Genomic DNA, 14,875 nt, shown 5'->3' with positions numbered 1-14,875 from the left:
CTCGGCCAGCCCGTTCCGGGGCGTGCCGCTGGCGGCCAGGGCGCAGGACTGGGAGCCCAGGGTGCGCACGGTGGCCGGTCCGCAGGCGTGGCGGCGCTGGCAGCAGTGCGCTGCCGCCCCGGCGTGGGCAGGCTCCCCCGTGTGGATCCATGGCGACCCGCACCCGCTCAACCTCCTGCTGCACAACGACGGCACGCTGGCCGGGGTGATCGACTTCGGCGACGTCGGCGCCGGTGACCCGGCCTGCGACTTGGCGGCGGCCTGGCTGCTGTTCGACAGCGCAGCGCGGGGTACCTTCCAGGCGGCCTGCACGCGGTCGGGAGGCTACGACCAGGGGTGCTGGAGCCGGGCCTGGGCGTGGGCGCTGGGACTGGCCTGTGTGTTCGCCCTCGCCAGCGACGACATGCCGGCCCTCGCGGCCGTCGCCGGGCATGGCCTGGCCGAGACGCTGGCCGACCCGGTGTGGGGTCGCGGCCGGCCGGATCTCAGCGCAGCTGGGTGAGGGTGGCCTGGTCGTCGAGGGCGAACTGCTCGGCGACGGCCGTCACCTCGAGCCCGACGAGTTCCACCGGCGCACCGTAGCTGGTCAGGAACGCGGTGTCGGCGGCGTCACGTCCGGTGGCGACCCGGACCAGGCTCTGCCGCGGGGCGAGCCGGGTCGCGTCCACCACCCACCACGCGTCGTCGACGAGCGCCTCGCAGACGGCGTGGAACTCCATCGGGGTGAGCCCAGGGGCGTAGACGGCCGCGAGCCGGGCGGGGACGCCGAGGGCGCGCAGCAGCGCGATCGAGAGGTGCGCGAAGTCGCGACACACGCCTTGGCGGGCCAGCAGCGTGTCCAGCGCACTGTCGGTGCCGGTGCTGGAGCCGCTCACGTAGGTCAGCCGGGCGTTCACCCAGTCGATCACCGCCGCGAGCAGGGCCGTCCCGGTCAGCCCGGAGAACTCGGCGGCCGCCGTCGGCGCGAGCCGGTCGGCCTCGCAGTAGCGACTCTGCCGCAGGTAACGCAGCCGGTCGACGGCTGTCACCGGCGCGGGCTCGGCCAGCCCCGAGACGGTGGCCGCGTAGTCGATCACGACCGGGCCCGCGTCGACGAAGAGCCGGTGCAGCCGGGTGCCGTGGTCCTCGACGAGTTCCTCCGGCGTGACCGGGTCGCCGCCCGCCGTGACGACCAGCGACTCGGCGGACCGGGGGACGTCCTGCGCGGTCGCGATCGCGAGGACGAGTTCGGCGGAGCCCGCAGCGGAGAGTTCCAGGTGGCAGGTCAGGTGTCGTTCCACGCAGCCATGCTGCCCCATGCGGGCAACTCCCGATCGGAGCCCGGCGTGATGGTGGTGATCAGCACTTCTCCGACACAAGCCATGCCCAGGGGCTCACTCCTTCGCCGGACGCCCACGCCTGGGCAACGGGCCGGCGTCCTTCGGCGACCGGCCCGCCTTCGCCAGCGCCTGCCGCAGCAGCAGCTCGATGTGGGCGTTGAGCGAGCGCAGGTCGTCGGACGCCCACCGGGCGAGCGCCTCGTGGACGGCCGGGTCCAGCCGGAGCAGAACGGGCTTACGCTCACTCATCGACGCGCCTGTCTGGCCGGGTGGACTCGCCCAGCTGTCGCGATCTGGCCACACGAGCCTCCACCTCTGGCTCGTCTGTCGCATCTGAGCGTTCGGATGGCCAAATCGCGACAAGGCACCACCCGCAGGAGTTTCGGTGGGCCTCCGCGGCGGTTCGGGGTCCACTCCACGCGGTGACGCGATCTGACCGCTTCAGGCTCCGGCTGTGACCGCTGGGGCCGGTGGGATGGCTGGAGTGGCCGGATCGCGACAATGCGCGGGGGCCTTCCGGGCGTACGCGAGGCTTGCGCTCAGCCATCGGCTCAGTTGTACAGCGTCCCGGCGTTCACCACAGGCGTGGCCTGGGAGGAGCCGCACAGCACGACCAGCAGGTTGGACACCATCGCGGCCTTCCGCTCCTCGTCGAGAGCGACGACGTCCTCGGCCTCCAGTTGCCGCAGTGCGCCCTGCACCATGCTGACCGCTCCCTCCACGATCTTCTCCCTGGCCGCGATCACGGCGGAGGCCTGCTGGCGCTGCAGCATGGCATGGGCGATCTCCGGTGCGTAGGCGAGGCTGGAGATGCGGGCCTCGACGACCTCCAGGCCGGCGATCGCGATCCGGGCCGCCACCTCGGTGGCGAGTTCGGCCGCGACCAGGTCGGTGGATCCCCGCAGGGACTCCTCCCCGGCGGCCGCATTGTCGTACGGGTGGGTCGTCGCGACGTGACGCAGCGCCGCCTCCGACTGCACGCGGACGAACTCCCGGTAGTCCTCGACGGCGAACCGGGCCCGTGCCGTGTCGGCGACCTGCCACACCACGATCGCGGCGATGTTGACGGGGTTGCCGTCGGCGTCGTTCACCTTCAGCTCGTTGGTCTCGAAGTTGCGGACCTTCACCGACACCTTCCGCCCCTTGGCGAACGGGACCACCATCTTCAGCCCCGAACTGCGGACGGTCCCGATATAGCGGCCGAAGAACTCCAGCACCTTGGTGTCGCCGGGGGACACCATCGTGATCGAGACCACCGCGAGACCGAAGAGGACGACCAGGATCGCGCCGAGCACTCCCCAGGGTCCGGCGTCCGCGCCGGCATCGGTGTTCACGCCCGCCGCGATGAAGCTCCGCAGGGCGCCGATGAAGAACACCACGGCCAGCACGAGGGGAATGAACCCGTTGGCCGACCAGGCCGGCCGTTCCTCGATCTCGACGCGGGCGCCGCCATGGCCCACCGGGACGCCGGCCGGCTCACCACCCACGGTCGCCTGGGCGTCGTGCGCATCTTCTGGTCCGGACATCGGGGCTCACTCCTCACGAGGAAATCTGATGGCTAAGTGATATCAGATTTCCGCCCGTGTGGCCACCCCCGCGACCACCGCTCCCCGGACGCGCGGAACCCCGGAATCCGTCGCGGGAACGGAACCCTCGGGAGCGTGTGCGCGCGGGTCGTCCAGTCGGCAGAGCTGGGCGACGTGGCGGCCGGTTACAGGTTGTAGCCGATCGAGCGAAGCTGCTCGCGACCGTCCTCGCTGATCAGTTCCAGGGTCCACGGCGGCAGCCACACCCAGTTGATCGTGACCGAGTTCACCAGTCCCTCCAGCGCCAGCTGGGTGTCGTACTCGAGCCGATCGGTGAGCGGGCAGGTGGGAGAGGTGAGCGTCATGTCGATCGTCGCGTTGGACTCCTCGTCGATGGTCACGCCGTAGATCAGGCCGAGGTCGACGACATTGACCATCAGCTCGGGATCGACGACGTCCTTCATCGCCTCCAGCACGTCCTCCTCCGACGGCCGGGCGTTCGCCGCCGGGTCGGGAAAGGTGTCCTGGACCAGGTCGGACGGACGGGGGTTCTGGGTCATTCCTGCACCTCTCCTTCGGCGGCCAGCGCCTGGGCCGCCGCATCCTTGAACGCCGACCAGCCCAGCAGCGCGCACTTCACGCGCGCGGGAAACTGCGAGACCCCGATGAAGGCCACGGCATCCTCGAGCCGGTCCTCGTCGGGCTCGGCCCGTCCCTGCGAGTGCATCATCTCGGTGAACTCCTCGTGCAGCGCGAGCGCCTCCGGCACGGTCTTCCCGATCACCAGGTCGGTCATCACCGAGGTGGACGCCTGCGAGATCGAGCATCCGACGCCCTCGTACGACACGTCCACGACGCGGTCGCCGTCGAGCTCCACCCGCATCATCACCTCGTCGCCGCAGGTCGGGTTCACATGGGTGACCTGCGCCTGGTACGGCTCACGCAGCCCGCTGTGGTGCTTGGCCTTGTAGTGGTCCAGGATGATTTCCTGGTACATCGCCTCGACGCTCATCGCACACCCCCGAAGAAGTCCCGCACGTAGTCGAGCCCTTCGGCGAGCCGGTCGAACTCGGACTGCGTGGTGTACAGATACCCCGAAGCCCTGCTGGACGCGGTCAGCCCGAGCCGCTCGTGCAGCGGACGCGCGCAGTGGTGGCCGCCGCGGACCGCGATCCCGCGGGAGTCGAGCAGCTGCATCACGTCGTGCGGGTGCACCTCCAGCCCGTCGGCGGTGGCCAGCGTGAACGCGATCGCCCCGCCCCGGTCCACGGCCTCGGTCGGCCCGAGGATCGTGACGCCCTCGACCTCCTGCAGCCGGGCGAGTGCGTACGCGGTCAGTTCCTGCTCGTGCGCGGCGACGGCGTCCATGCCGAGCGCGTTCAGGTAGTCGATGGCCGCGCCGAGCCCGACCGCCTGCGCGATCGGCGGGGTGCCGGCCTCGAACCGGGCCGGCGGCCTGGCATAGGTCGAGCCGCTCATCCGGACGATCTCGATCATCTCGCCACCGCCCAGGAACGGCGGCAGGGTCTCCAGCAGGTCGTAGCGACCCCAGAGCACACCGATCCCGGTCGGGCCGAGCATCTTGTGGCCGGTGAAGGCCATCAGGTCGGCGCCGAGGGTGGCGACGTCGGTGGGCAACTGGGGGACGCCCTGTGAGCCGTCCACGACGACGTGCGCACCGACGCGGTGCGCCATCGCCGCGATCTCGCGGACCGGGTTGACCGTGCCGAGGACATTGGACACCCAGGCGAGGGACACGATCCGGGTGCGCTCGTTGATCAGCTGCTCCGCCTCGGCCTTCCCGAGGTCGAGCCGCCCGTCTGCGGTGATGTCGAACCACCGCAGGGTCGCGCCGGTCCGCTGCGCGAGCAGCTGCCACGGCACGATGTTCGAGTGGTGCTCCATCACGGAGACCACGATCTCGTCGCCCGTGCCGAGCCGGCCGCCCAGCGTGTGCGCGACCAGGTTCAGCGCCTCGGAGGCGTTCTTGGTGAACACGACCTCCTCGCGTCCGGCGGCGCCGATGAAGTCGGCGACCTTCGCGCGGGCGCCCTCGAAGGCCTCGGTCGCCTCCCCGCCCAGCGTGTGCATGGCCCTGGCGACGTTCGCGTTGTGCTCGAGGTAGTGGCGGGACACCGCCGCCACGACCGGGGTGGGCTTCTGGGACGTGTTCGCGGAGTCGAGGTAGGTCAGCGGCCACTCCCCCACCCTGCGTTCCAGGATGGGGAAGTCCCGCCGGACCCGGTCGAGGTCGAGCTGCTCAGGCATCGGCCTTGGCCGCGCGGACGAACCGGTCGTAGCCCTCGATCTCGAGGCGATCGGCCAGTTCCACGCCGCCCTCCTCGACGACGTGGCCGTCGACGAAGACATGCACGAAGTCGGGCTTGATGTAGTTCAGGATCCGCGTGTAGTGCGTGATCAGCAGCAGCCCGCGATCGCCGTTCGCGGTGTACCGGTTGACGCCTTCGGACACGATCCGCAGCGCATCGATGTCGAGCCCGGAGTCGGTCTCGTCGAGGATGGCGAACTTCGGGTTCAGCAGTTCGAGCTGGGCGATCTCGTTGCGCTTCTTCTCGCCACCGGAGAAGCCCTCGTTGAGCGAGCGGCTCGCGAAGGTGCCGTCCAGGCCGACCCGCTCGAGCGCCGCGTTGACGTCCTTCACCCAGGTGCGCACCTTGGGCGCCTCACCGCCCAGGGCGGTCTTCGCCGTGCGCAGAAAGTTGGCCACGGACACGCCCGGCACCTCGATCGGGTACTGCATGGCGAGGAACAGGCCCGCACGAGCCCGCTCGTCGACGGTGAGCCCGGTCAGCTCGACGCCGTCGAGGGTCACCGAACCCGAGGTGATCGTGTACTTGGGGTGGCCGGCGATCGAGTAGGCGAGCGTGGACTTGCCCGACCCGTTGGGGCCCATGATGGCGTGCACCTCGCCGGTGCGGACGACCAGGTCGACGCCCTTGAGGATCTCCTTGGGGCCGCTCTCGGTCTGGACCTCGACGTGAAGGCCGCTGATACGGAGTTCTGACACTTACTGCTCCTGGATGTCGATCGGATTGTCTGGGTCTACGTAAACGTTGCCGCCGTCCACCCGCACCGGGTAGACCGGAACGGGAGCGACGGCCGGCAGTTCGAGCGGCTGCCCGGTCCGCAGGTCGAAACGCGAGCCGTGCATGTAGCACTCGAGCGTGCAGCCGTCCACCTCGCCCTCGCTCAGGGGAACCGCGGCGTGCGAGCACTCGTCGCGGATGGCGAAGAAGCCCTCTGCGGTGTTCACCACCGCGATCTCCGCGTCCCCGCCGAGGTCGACCGGAATCGCGAAGCCGACCGGCACCTCACCGACCGCGCAGGCACGGACGAAGCTCACTGAGCGGCCCCGGGGTGCTCGGACGGGGAGCCGACCAGGATGGCCAGCTCCTTCTCCACGGTGGCGAGCAGGCGCGACTCGACGTCGGGGACGCCGATCCGGCGGATGATGTCCACGAAGAAGCCGTGCACGACCAGCCGGCGCGCCTCGGCCTCGGGGATCCCTCGGCTGCGCAGGTAGAACAGCTGCTCGTCGTCGAAGCGTCCGGTCGTCGAGGAGTGCCCGGCACCCTCGATCTCGCCGGTCTCGATCTCGAGGTTCGGCACCGAGTCGGCGCGGCAGCCGTCGGTGAGGACGAGGTTCTTGTTGGTCTCGTAGGTGTTGATGCCCTCGGCCACCTTGCGGATCAGCACGTCGCCCACCCACACCGAGTGCGCTCCCTTGCCCTGCAGGGCGCCGCGGTAGTCGACGCGGCTGCGGGTGTGCGGGGCGTTGTGGTCGACGAAGAGCCGGTGCTCGATGTGCTGGCCGGCATCAACGAAGTAGAGGCCGAACTGCTCGAGCTCCCCGCCGGGCCCGTCGTACTCGGCGGTCTCGACCAGGCGGACCAGGTCGCCGCCGAGACTGGCCGTGACCGTGCGGACGTGGGCGTCGCGGCCGATCCTCAGCCCGACGTGGCCGACGTGAACCGCGTCGTCGGCCCAGTCCTGAAGGCCGACGAAGGCGAGGTTCGCCCCCTCGCCGACGAGGACGGAGACGCTGGAGGCGTAGGTCGCCGAGCCGCGGTGCCGCAGCACCACCGTGGCGCTGGCGTGGGCGCCCACGGAGAACACCACCTGGCCGTACACCTGGTCGCCGGCACTGCTGCCGACGAGGTCGAGGAGCACCGGATCGGCCAGTTCGGCCCCGGCCGGCACCTCGACGAGCATCGCGCCGCCACCCTGGGCCACAGCGAGGGCCGAGGGCCGGTCGACCGGCGCGGGCACGCCGAGTGCGACCGCGTCGGCCGTACTGATCTCCCGCACGGTCACGCCGTCGGGCAGCACGGTCTCCCAGGCCAGGTGGGCATCACTGGGTGTCCCGTCCAGCAGGCCGCGCAGGCGGCGCAGCGGGGTGAACCGCCACACCTCCTCGCGACCGTTGGGCACGGGATGGTCGGCGAGGTCGAAGGACGCCACCGGGTGCAGGTGCGACTCGATGGCCTCCGCGGCCTCGGCAACGTTCGGAACAGCGCTCACGTCTTGTCTTTCCCCGTCCTGCCGCGGGCTTCAGCCCACGGCTCCTTCCATCTGAAGTTCGATCAGCCGGTTGAGCTCCAGGGCGTACTCCATCGGCAGCTCGCGCGCGATCGGCTCGACGAAGCCGCGCACGATCATCGCCATCGCCTCGTCCTCGCCCATGCCCCGGCTCATCAGGTAGAACAACTGGTCCTCGCTCACCTTGGACACCGTCGCCTCGTGGGCCATCGACACGTCCTCCTCGCGGACGTCGACGTAGGGGTAGGTGTCGGAGCGGGAGATGGTGTCGACCAGCAGCGCGTCGCACTTCACCGAGTTGGCGGAATGGTGGGCGCCCTCCTGCACCTGGACGAGGCCGCGGTAGGACGAACGTCCACCGGACCGGGCGACCGACTTGGAGATGATCGAGCTGGACGTGTTCGGCGCCGCGTGGACCATCTTCGAACCCGCATCCTGGTGCTGGCCCTCGCCGGCGAACGCGATCGAGAGCGTCTCGCCGCGGGAGTGCTCGCCGAGCAGGTAGACCGCCGGGTACTTCATGGTCACCTTGGAGCCGATGTTGCCGTCGATCCACTCCATGGTCGCGCCCTCCTCGCAGGTGGCGCGCTTGGTGACCAGGTTGTACACGTTCGTCGACCAGTTCTGGATCGTGGTGTAGCGGACCCGGGCGTTCTTCTTCACGATGATCTCGACCACGGCGGAGTGCAGCGAGTCGGTGGAGTAGATCGGCGCCGTGCAGCCTTCGACGTAGTGGACGTAGGAGCCCTCGTCGGCGATGATCAGCGTCCGCTCGAACTGGCCCATGTTCTCGGTGTTGATCCGGAAGTAGGCCTGCAGCGGGATCGAGACGTGGACGCCCTTCGGCACGTAGATGAACGACCCGCCGGACCAGACGGCGGTGTTCAGCGACCCGAACTTGTTGTCGCCGACCGGGATCACCGAGGCGAAGTACTCCTCGAAGATGTCCGGGTGCTCCTTCAGGCCGGTGTCGGTGTCGAGGAAGATCACGCCCTGGCGCTCCAGCTCCTCGTTGATCTTGTGGTAGACGACCTCGGACTCGTACTGGGCCGCGACGCCCGCGACCAGCCGCATCTTCTCCGCCTCGGGGATCCCGAGCCGGTCATAGGTGCGCTTGATGTCGTCGGGCAGGTCCTCCCAGCTCTGGGCCTGCTTCTCGGTGGAGCGCACGAAGTACTTGATCGTGTCGAAGTCGATGCCCGACAGGTCCGCACCCCAGGCCGGCATCGGCTTGCGCTCGAACAGCTTGAGCGCCTTCAGCCGGGTGTTCAGCATCCATTCCGGTTCGTTCTTGAGGGCGGAGATGTTGCGGACCACGTCCTCGGTGAGGCCGCGCTTCGCCGCCTCGCCGGCAACGTCGGAGTCCCGCCACCCGTACTGGTAGTGGCCCAGGGCCTGCAGGTGCTCTTCCTGGGTGGAGCCCAGGCCGGGTGCCGTGGGAGCTGTGGAGGTCATCGGATCAACCCTTCGGTGTCGGAGACGGATGCATGGCAGGGACCACAGGCCGCGGGACGTGGGTGGTGCACACCCCGTCGCCGTGGGCGATGGTCGCCAGCCGCTGGACGTGGGAGTCGAGCAGCGTGGCGAACACCTTGGTCTCGGCCTCGCACAGTTGCGGGAACTCGGCCGCCACGTGGGCGACCGGGCAGTGGTACTGGCACAGCTGCACGCCGGAGGCCACGGGCTGCAGGGACGCGACGAAACCCTCGGCGGTCAACGCCTCGACCAACGCCTCCGCGGGGGTCTCGTATTCCACCGCGATGCTGCGGAATCGCTGCGTGACCGCGTCGGCGACCTGGGCGGCGAAGGTGTCGACCGCGTCCGGGCCCGCCGCCTGGCGCAGGTACTCCAGGGCCTGGATCGCGAGCCGGTCGTAGGCCTGGAAGAACTCTGCGCGGCCGGTGTCGGTCAGCGCGAAAACCTTGGCCGGGCGGCCACGGCCACGGTGGCCGTAGATTCGCTGCTGCCTGCTCGTGACCTGACCGGTGCTGGCGAGTACCGTGAGATGCCGGCGTACGGCGGCCGGGGTCAACCCGAGCCGGCCGGCAAGGTCGTTCGCAGTGGAGGGACCATGCTGGAGGATGGAACGGGCCACCCGACTACGGGTGGAGGCGTCGGCGGCCTGCTGCTCCGCTTCTGCCCCGAAGGCATCGACGTCCAGATCCGCATCGCTTTTCACAACGCCATTCTCACCTTATTCTCGCGTCCACTCAACTCCGCGCGGCAGCGGGCACCCGGATGGCGAGACGCGCCCATCCACCAGTCGACGCGATTCCCGCATCTACGACACGGCGTCGTAGAGTGCAGATGGTGACTTCGTCTTGTCAAAGGTGACAGGTCATCCCAACCCAAACGGACACTCCAGAAGGATCCATCGTGACCACACCCGTGCTCGATACCCAACCAGCCCAGGGACGGCCGCACCGGCGCGTGCGGCCCGGCCTGATCGCGGTTTTCGGGCTCCTCGCCCTCGCGCTGACCGCCTGCTCCGGCGGAGGCGGCGAGACCGCACACACCGCCCACAAGAGTGAGTTCGATCTCCCGCTGCCGGACCTGCATGCCGTGACCTTCGGTGGGATCAGCGGGTGGTGGCTGCTGTTCATCGGCCTGATCATCTGCATCGGCGGCTTCGCCTTCGGCCTGCTGAGCTACATGAAGCTGAAGAACCTCCCGGTCCACCAGTCCATGCGGGACGTGTCCGAGCTCATCTACGAGACCTGCAAGGCCTACCTGCTCCAGCAGGGGAAGTTCCTGCTGCTGCTGTTCGCCTTCATCGGCGCGACGATCTTCATCTACTTCGGCTTCCTGAACACCTCCGGCGGCTGGGGACGCGTGGTGATCGTGCTGCTGTTCGCGATCATCGGCATGGCCGGCTCCTACGGGATCGCCTGGTACGGCATCCGGCTGAACACGTTCGCCAACTCGCGGACCTCGTTCGCCGCGCTGGAGGGCAAGCCCTACAAGGTGCACAACATCCCGATGCGCTCCGGCATGAGCGTCGGCATGGTCCTGATCTCGACCGAGCTGATCATGATGCTGCTGATCCTGCTGTTCGTCCCCGCCGACATCGCGACCGCCTGCTTCCTCGGCTTCGCGATCGGCGAGTCGCTCGGCGCGTCCGCCCTGCGCATCGCCGGCGGCATCTTCACCAAGATCGCCGACATCGGCTCGGACCTGATGAAGATCGTGTTCAAGATCGGCGAGGACGACCCGCGCAACCCCGGCACCATCGCCGACTGCACCGGTGACAACGCCGGCGACTCGGTCGGCCCGTCCGCGGACGGCTTCGAGACCTACGGCGTCACCGGCGTCGCACTGATCACGTTCATCCTGCTCGGCGTCCAGTCCGACCTGCAGGCGCACTTCCTGGTCTGGATCTTCTTCATCCGCGCGATCATGCTCGTCGCGTCCGCCCTGTCCTACTTCGCCAACAACCTGTGGGCGAAGGCGCGGTACGGCGACGCGGAGGAGATGGAGTTCGAGACCCCGCTCACCTCCCTGGTGTGGCTCACCTCGATCGTGTCGATCATCCTCACCTTCGTGATCTCGGCGCTGTTGATGTCGAGCCTGCCCGGCTACCCCAACCTGTGGTGGCAGCTCGCGCTGATCATCAGCTTCGGCACCCTGGCCGGCGCCGTCATCCCCGAGTTGGTCAAGGTGTTCACCGGCGTGAAGGCCAAGCACACCGAGGAGGTCGTGAAGTCGGCCAAGGAGGGCGGGGCGTCCCTCGACATCCTCTCCGGCCTCGTCGCGGGCAACTTCTCGGCCTACTGGCTGGGCATCGCCATCGTCGCCCTGATGGGCGGTGCGTTCTTCGTCTCCACCCTGATCCCCGGCATCGACCCGGCCAACACCGCCGGCGGCGGGATCATGCTGGCCCCGGGCGTGTTCGCCCTCGGCCTGGTCGCGTTCGGCTTCCTCGGCATGGGCCCGGTCACGATCGCCGTCGACTCCTACGGCCCGGTGACCGACAACGCCCAGAGCGTGTACGAGCTGTCCCAGATCGAGTCGGTCCCCGGCATCGCCGACGAGCTCGAGCGCGACTACGGCATCACCGCCAACTTCGAGCGGGCCAAGTACCTGCTGGAGATGAACGACGGCGCGGGCAACACCTTCAAGGCCACGGCCAAGCCGGTGCTGATCGGCACCGCGGCGGTGGGCGCGACCACGATGGTGTTCTCGATCATCATGGGCCTGACCAACGGGCTCACCGAGAACGTGTCCAACCTGTCGCTGCTGCACGTGCCGTTCCTGTTGGGCCTGCTCACCGGCGGCGCGATCATCTACTGGTTCACCGGCGCCTCGATGCAGGCGGTCACGACCGGCGCGTTCCGGGCGGTGGAGTTCATCAAGGGCAACATCAACCTGGAGACCAGCGAGAAGGCCTCGGTGAAGGATTCCCGCCGGGTGGTCGAGATCTGCACGCAGTACGCCCAGAAGGGCATGTTCAACATCTTCCTTGGCATCTTCTTCGCCACCCTGGCGTTCGCGTTCGTCGAGCCGTACTTCTTCATCGGCTACCTGATCTCGATCGCCATGTTCGGGCTCTACCAGGCCATCTTCATGGCCAACGCCGGTGGGGCGTGGGACAACGCGAAGAAGATCGTCGAGGTCGACCTGCAGGCCAAGGGCACCGAGCTGCACGACGCGTCCATCGTGGGCGACACCGTCGGCGACCCGTTCAAGGACACCTCCTCGGTGGCCCTGAACCCGGTGATCAAGTTCACCACCCTGTTCGGCATGCTGGCGATCGAGCTCTCGCTGATCATCAACAACCCGACCGTGAACGCCGTGCTTGCCGTGGTGTTCTTCCTGGCCAGCGTCTACATGGTGTGGCGGTCGTTCTACGGCATGCGGATCGACCAGCCGATGCTGACCAAGTCGGACTTCGCCTACCTCAAGGACGTTCCGGCCGATCCCGGTACCGCTGCGCCCGCCTCCGTGGCCCAGGCCCCGGTGGAAGTTCCGGCGAAGGCCTGACCCGAGCCCGACAGCTGCTGCCCGGTCCCCCGCGAAGGGGCCGGGCAGCGGCCTTCGGGGGCCGGTCGAACGCCTAGACTGAGCGGGTGCCCGCAGCCCTGACCATCGAAGACGTGCGGCTGCAGCTGGGTGGGCGAACCGTGCTGGACGGGCTGTCGCTGGCCGCCCAACCGGGCGAGGTGACGGCGGTGCTCGGCCCGAACGGGGCAGGCAAGACCACCATGATCCGCTGCTGCACCGGCCTGCTCACACCCGACGCCGGCCGCATCACGGTGCTGGGCGATGAGGCCGGCAGCGCGTCCGCGAACGCGAGGATCGGCCTGATGCCGCAGGCCACCGGCGCCTGGTCAGGGGTGAGGCCCGCTGAGCTGCTCTCCTACCTGGCCTCGCTCTACGCCGCCCCGGTGCCTCCCGCCGAGCTCATCGCCGCACTCGGCATCACGAGCTTCGCCCAGACCCCCTACCGCCGACTGTCCGGAGGCCAGCAGCAGCTGGTGAACCTCGCCGGGGCGATCATCGGACGCCCGGAACTCGCCTTCCTCGACGAGCCCACCGCCGGCCTCGACCCGCACGCCCGCCGCCAGGTCTGGACGCTCGTCGCCGACCTGCGAGCGGCCGGGGTCGCCGTCCTGCTGACCACGCACGCGATGGACGAGGCGGAGCAGCTCGCCGACCGGGTCGTGCTGCTCAACGCCGGTCACAGGGTCGCGGACGGCACGGTGGCCGAGCTGACCGCGGAGAAGAACCTCGAGCAGCTGTTCCTCGACCTGACCACGCCGGGCGGTGGGTGGTGAGCGCGCTCGACCTGCGGCCCGCCGCCGCGCCCGCCCCCCGGGCGCGCCGGATCCTGCGGCATGCGCTGATGGAGACCACGCTGATCCTGCGCAACGGCGAGCAGCTGCTGCTGGCACTGGTCATCCCGCTGGGCCTGATCATCGGCCAGGCCGTCGCCGGCGCCCGGTTCGGGATCTCCCGGGAGCCGTTCGTCGCGTCCGTGATCGCCCTCGGACTGTGGTCGAGCGGGTTCACCTCCCCGGCGATCACCACGGCCTTCGAGCGCCGCTACGGCGTCCTGGAGCGGTTGGTGGCCACGCCGCTGCGCCGCTCGGACCTGCTGCTCGGCAAGGCGACGATGATCGCGCTGCTCGCGCTCGGCCAGGCGGCGGTCCTCGTGCTCGCGGGGCTGGCGCTGGGCTGGCGGCCCGCGCCCACGCTCGCCCAGAGCCTGGTCGCACTGGCGGTGGTGCCGTTCGCCCTGGTCGCCTTCGCGGGACTGGCCCTGACGCTGGCCGGGCGTGCGTCCGCCGAGCTCACCCTCGGTGTGGCCAACCTGGTCTACCTGGTCGGCGCGGCCGCGGGGCTGCTCGTCCCGGTGAGTGGCTTCCCCGCCTGGGCACAGCCGCTGCTGACCGCGCTGCCGACCACGGCGCTGGGCGAGACCCTGCGCGCGTGGGCGACCGGCTCCTTCGCCCCCCGCCCTCTTCTCGTCGTCCTGCTCTGGGCCGTCGCGGCCATCGCGCTGGCAAGGAAGGTGTTCCGATGGACCTCGTGAGTTCGCCCGCGGCGATGCGGCGGTGGGCACTCGCCTCCCTGATCGGCAACATGGGGATCGTCGTCACCGGCGGCCTGGTGCGCGTGACCGGGTCCGGGCTGGGCTGCCCGACCTGGCCCCAGTGCACACCCGGCTCGTACGTACCGCACGCCGAGTCGGGAGGGCACGCCTTCATCGAGTTCGGCAACCGGACGCTCACCTTCGTCCTGGTGGTGATCGCGGTCGGCACCTTCGTCGCCGCCTGGCGGGCCAGGGACGCGGCCGGCGCCCCGCGGCGTGACCTGCGGGGGCTGGCGCTGGCCGCGGCACTGGGCATCCCGGCCCAGGCGGTGATCGGCGGGATCTCGGTGCTCACCGGCCTGAACCCGTGGGTGGTCGGGCTGCACCTGGGGCCGTCGATCGCACTGATCGTGATCAGTACCGTGCTCGTTCACCGGGCCTGGGCGGTGCTGCCCGTGCCGGTACCGGCCCGGGCCCGGCTGCTCGTGGTGGCCACGTTCGTGGTCGGACTGGCCGCGATGCTGGCGGGGATGGTGGTGACCGGAGCGGGGCCGAACTCCGGCGACGGCGGCGCCGCCCGCAACGGCCTCGACCTGACCACGGTCGCGCGCCTGCACTCGCTGAGCGTCTGGGTGGTGGTCGCTCTCACCATCGTGCTCGTCGTGATCCTCCGTCGCGTCCCCGGCGCGCGTCGGGCCGTCCAGCTGTTGCTCGTCGTCGAACTCGCCCAGGGCGGGATCGGTTACGCGCAGTACTTCCTCGCCCTCCCCGCCGCCCTCGTGGCGCTGCACATGGTCGGCACGACGCTGTTCACCGCGGCACTGACCCACCTGTGGTGGCTGACCCGGCGTTCCGCCTGAGCCCGGCTCCACGACGGGCGTCCATCAGGCGGCGTCGGACCCGTCGGCCGATGATCAGTGGTCCCCCGGGGTGATCAG

At 69.6% G+C, this 14,875-nt stretch carries 16 protein-coding genes; 5 read left to right on the top strand and 11 right to left on the bottom strand.

The features are described from left to right. The coding region (locus tag QM633_RS11440; RefSeq protein ID WP_415153885.1) for a phosphotransferase at window positions 1-502 on the top strand (502 nt) is incomplete at its 5' end. Here QM633_RS11440 and QM633_RS11435 read toward each other — a convergent pair. The 11 genes from QM633_RS11435 to QM633_RS11385 all read right to left on the bottom strand — a co-directional run bounded on the left by QM633_RS11435 (window position 486) and on the right by QM633_RS11385 (window position 9,584). Next, entirely contained in the window at window positions 486-1,280 is a 795-nt protein-coding gene (locus QM633_RS11435; RefSeq protein ID WP_415153884.1) for a transglutaminase-like domain-containing protein, read from the bottom strand. The genes QM633_RS11440 and QM633_RS11435 overlap by 17 nt on opposite strands. 93 nt (window positions 1,281-1,373) lie before the next feature. Beyond that, entirely contained in the window at window positions 1,374-1,568 is a 195-nt protein-coding gene (locus tag QM633_RS11430; RefSeq protein ID WP_415153883.1) for a hypothetical protein, read from the bottom strand. Window positions 1,569-1,870: 302 nt separating this feature from the next. Beyond that, window positions 1,871-2,845, bottom strand: coding sequence for an SPFH domain-containing protein (locus tag QM633_RS11425; protein WP_415153882.1), 975 nt, complete (start codon window positions 2,843-2,845; stop codon window positions 1,871-1,873). Between the two features lie 185 nt (window positions 2,846-3,030). Continuing rightward, a complete protein-coding gene (locus QM633_RS11420) occupies window positions 3,031-3,405 on the bottom strand; it encodes a metal-sulfur cluster assembly factor (RefSeq protein ID WP_415153881.1) in 375 nt (124 codons plus the stop codon). Continuing rightward, window positions 3,402-3,857, bottom strand: coding sequence for a Fe-S cluster assembly sulfur transfer protein SufU (sufU, locus tag QM633_RS11415; protein WP_415153880.1), 456 nt, complete (start codon window positions 3,855-3,857; stop codon window positions 3,402-3,404). The genes QM633_RS11420 and sufU overlap by 4 nt, the downstream gene beginning before the upstream one ends. Further along, the gene (locus QM633_RS11410) at window positions 3,854-5,113 is read right to left on the bottom strand and encodes a cysteine desulfurase (RefSeq protein WP_415153879.1); all 1,260 of its coding nucleotides are present in this window, start codon (window positions 5,111-5,113) and stop codon (window positions 3,854-3,856) included. Before QM633_RS11410 ends, sufU begins: the two co-directional genes overlap by 4 nt. Further along, window positions 5,106-5,873, bottom strand: a complete 768-nt coding sequence (gene sufC / locus QM633_RS11405; protein WP_415153878.1) for a Fe-S cluster assembly ATPase SufC — start codon at window positions 5,871-5,873, stop codon at window positions 5,106-5,108. Before sufC ends, QM633_RS11410 begins: the two co-directional genes overlap by 8 nt. Continuing rightward, on the bottom strand, window positions 5,874-6,209 hold the full coding sequence (locus QM633_RS11400; RefSeq protein ID WP_415153877.1) for a non-heme iron oxygenase ferredoxin subunit: 336 nt from the start codon (window positions 6,207-6,209) through the stop codon (window positions 5,874-5,876). It abuts the gene before it with no gap. After that, the gene (gene sufD, locus QM633_RS11395) at window positions 6,206-7,387 is read right to left on the bottom strand and encodes a Fe-S cluster assembly protein SufD (RefSeq protein WP_415153876.1); all 1,182 of its coding nucleotides are present in this window, start codon (window positions 7,385-7,387) and stop codon (window positions 6,206-6,208) included. Before sufD ends, QM633_RS11400 begins: the two co-directional genes overlap by 4 nt. A 30-nt stretch (window positions 7,388-7,417) precedes the next feature. After that, window positions 7,418-8,860, bottom strand: coding sequence for a Fe-S cluster assembly protein SufB (gene sufB, locus QM633_RS11390; RefSeq protein WP_415153875.1), 1,443 nt, complete (start codon window positions 8,858-8,860; stop codon window positions 7,418-7,420). A gap of 4 nt (window positions 8,861-8,864) precedes the next feature. Continuing rightward, entirely contained in the window at window positions 8,865-9,584 is a 720-nt protein-coding gene (locus QM633_RS11385) for a helix-turn-helix transcriptional regulator (RefSeq protein WP_415153874.1), read from the bottom strand. A 251-nt stretch (window positions 9,585-9,835) separates the two neighbouring features. Between QM633_RS11385 and QM633_RS11380 the strand changes: the two genes are divergently transcribed. From QM633_RS11380 to QM633_RS11365, 4 genes are all read left to right on the top strand, one after another. After that, complete coding sequence (locus tag QM633_RS11380) at window positions 9,836-12,385, top strand: sodium-translocating pyrophosphatase (protein WP_415153887.1); 2,550 nt, start codon at window positions 9,836-9,838, stop codon at window positions 12,383-12,385. Between the two features lie 86 nt (window positions 12,386-12,471). Continuing rightward, window positions 12,472-13,179: an ABC transporter ATP-binding protein gene (locus QM633_RS11375; RefSeq protein WP_415153873.1), complete on the top strand. Its 708-nt coding sequence runs from the start codon at window positions 12,472-12,474 to the stop codon at window positions 13,177-13,179. Beyond that, the gene (locus tag QM633_RS11370; RefSeq protein WP_415153872.1) at window positions 13,176-13,937 is read left to right on the top strand and encodes an ABC transporter permease; all 762 of its coding nucleotides are present in this window, start codon (window positions 13,176-13,178) and stop codon (window positions 13,935-13,937) included. Before QM633_RS11375 ends, QM633_RS11370 begins: the two co-directional genes overlap by 4 nt. Next, a complete protein-coding gene (locus tag QM633_RS11365; RefSeq protein WP_415153871.1) occupies window positions 13,925-14,797 on the top strand; it encodes a COX15/CtaA family protein in 873 nt (290 codons plus the stop codon). Before QM633_RS11370 ends, QM633_RS11365 begins: the two co-directional genes overlap by 13 nt. Window positions 14,798-14,875 lie beyond the last annotated feature (78 nt).

This window comes from Propionicimonas sp. (assembly GCF_047606205.1).
Taxonomy (GTDB): Bacteria; Actinomycetota; Actinomycetes; order Propionibacteriales; family Propionibacteriaceae; genus Propionicimonas.
The sequence above is the reverse complement of the archived record's forward strand: the minus strand, read 5'-3'. Positions and strand labels throughout refer to the sequence as shown.

Coding starts and splice junctions, on each gene's coding strand:
- sufU (WP_415153880.1), bottom strand. CDS start 3,857: ATGAGCGTCGAGGCGATGTACCAGGAAATCATCCTGGACCACTACAAG.
- QM633_RS11430 (WP_415153883.1), bottom strand. CDS start 1,568: ATGAGTGAGCGTAAGCCCGTTCTGCTCCGGCTGGACCCGGCCGTCCAC.
- QM633_RS11420 (WP_415153881.1), bottom strand. CDS start 3,405: ATGACCCAGAACCCCCGTCCGTCCGACCTGGTCCAGGACACCTTTCCC.
- QM633_RS11410 (WP_415153879.1), bottom strand. CDS start 5,113: ATGCCTGAGCAGCTCGACCTCGACCGGGTCCGGCGGGACTTCCCCATC.
- QM633_RS11425 (WP_415153882.1), bottom strand. CDS start 2,845: ATGTCCGGACCAGAAGATGCGCACGACGCCCAGGCGACCGTGGGTGGT.
- QM633_RS11365 (WP_415153871.1), top strand. CDS start 13,925: ATGGACCTCGTGAGTTCGCCCGCGGCGATGCGGCGGTGGGCACTCGCC.
- sufB (WP_415153875.1), bottom strand. CDS start 8,860: ATGACCTCCACAGCTCCCACGGCACCCGGCCTGGGCTCCACCCAGGAA.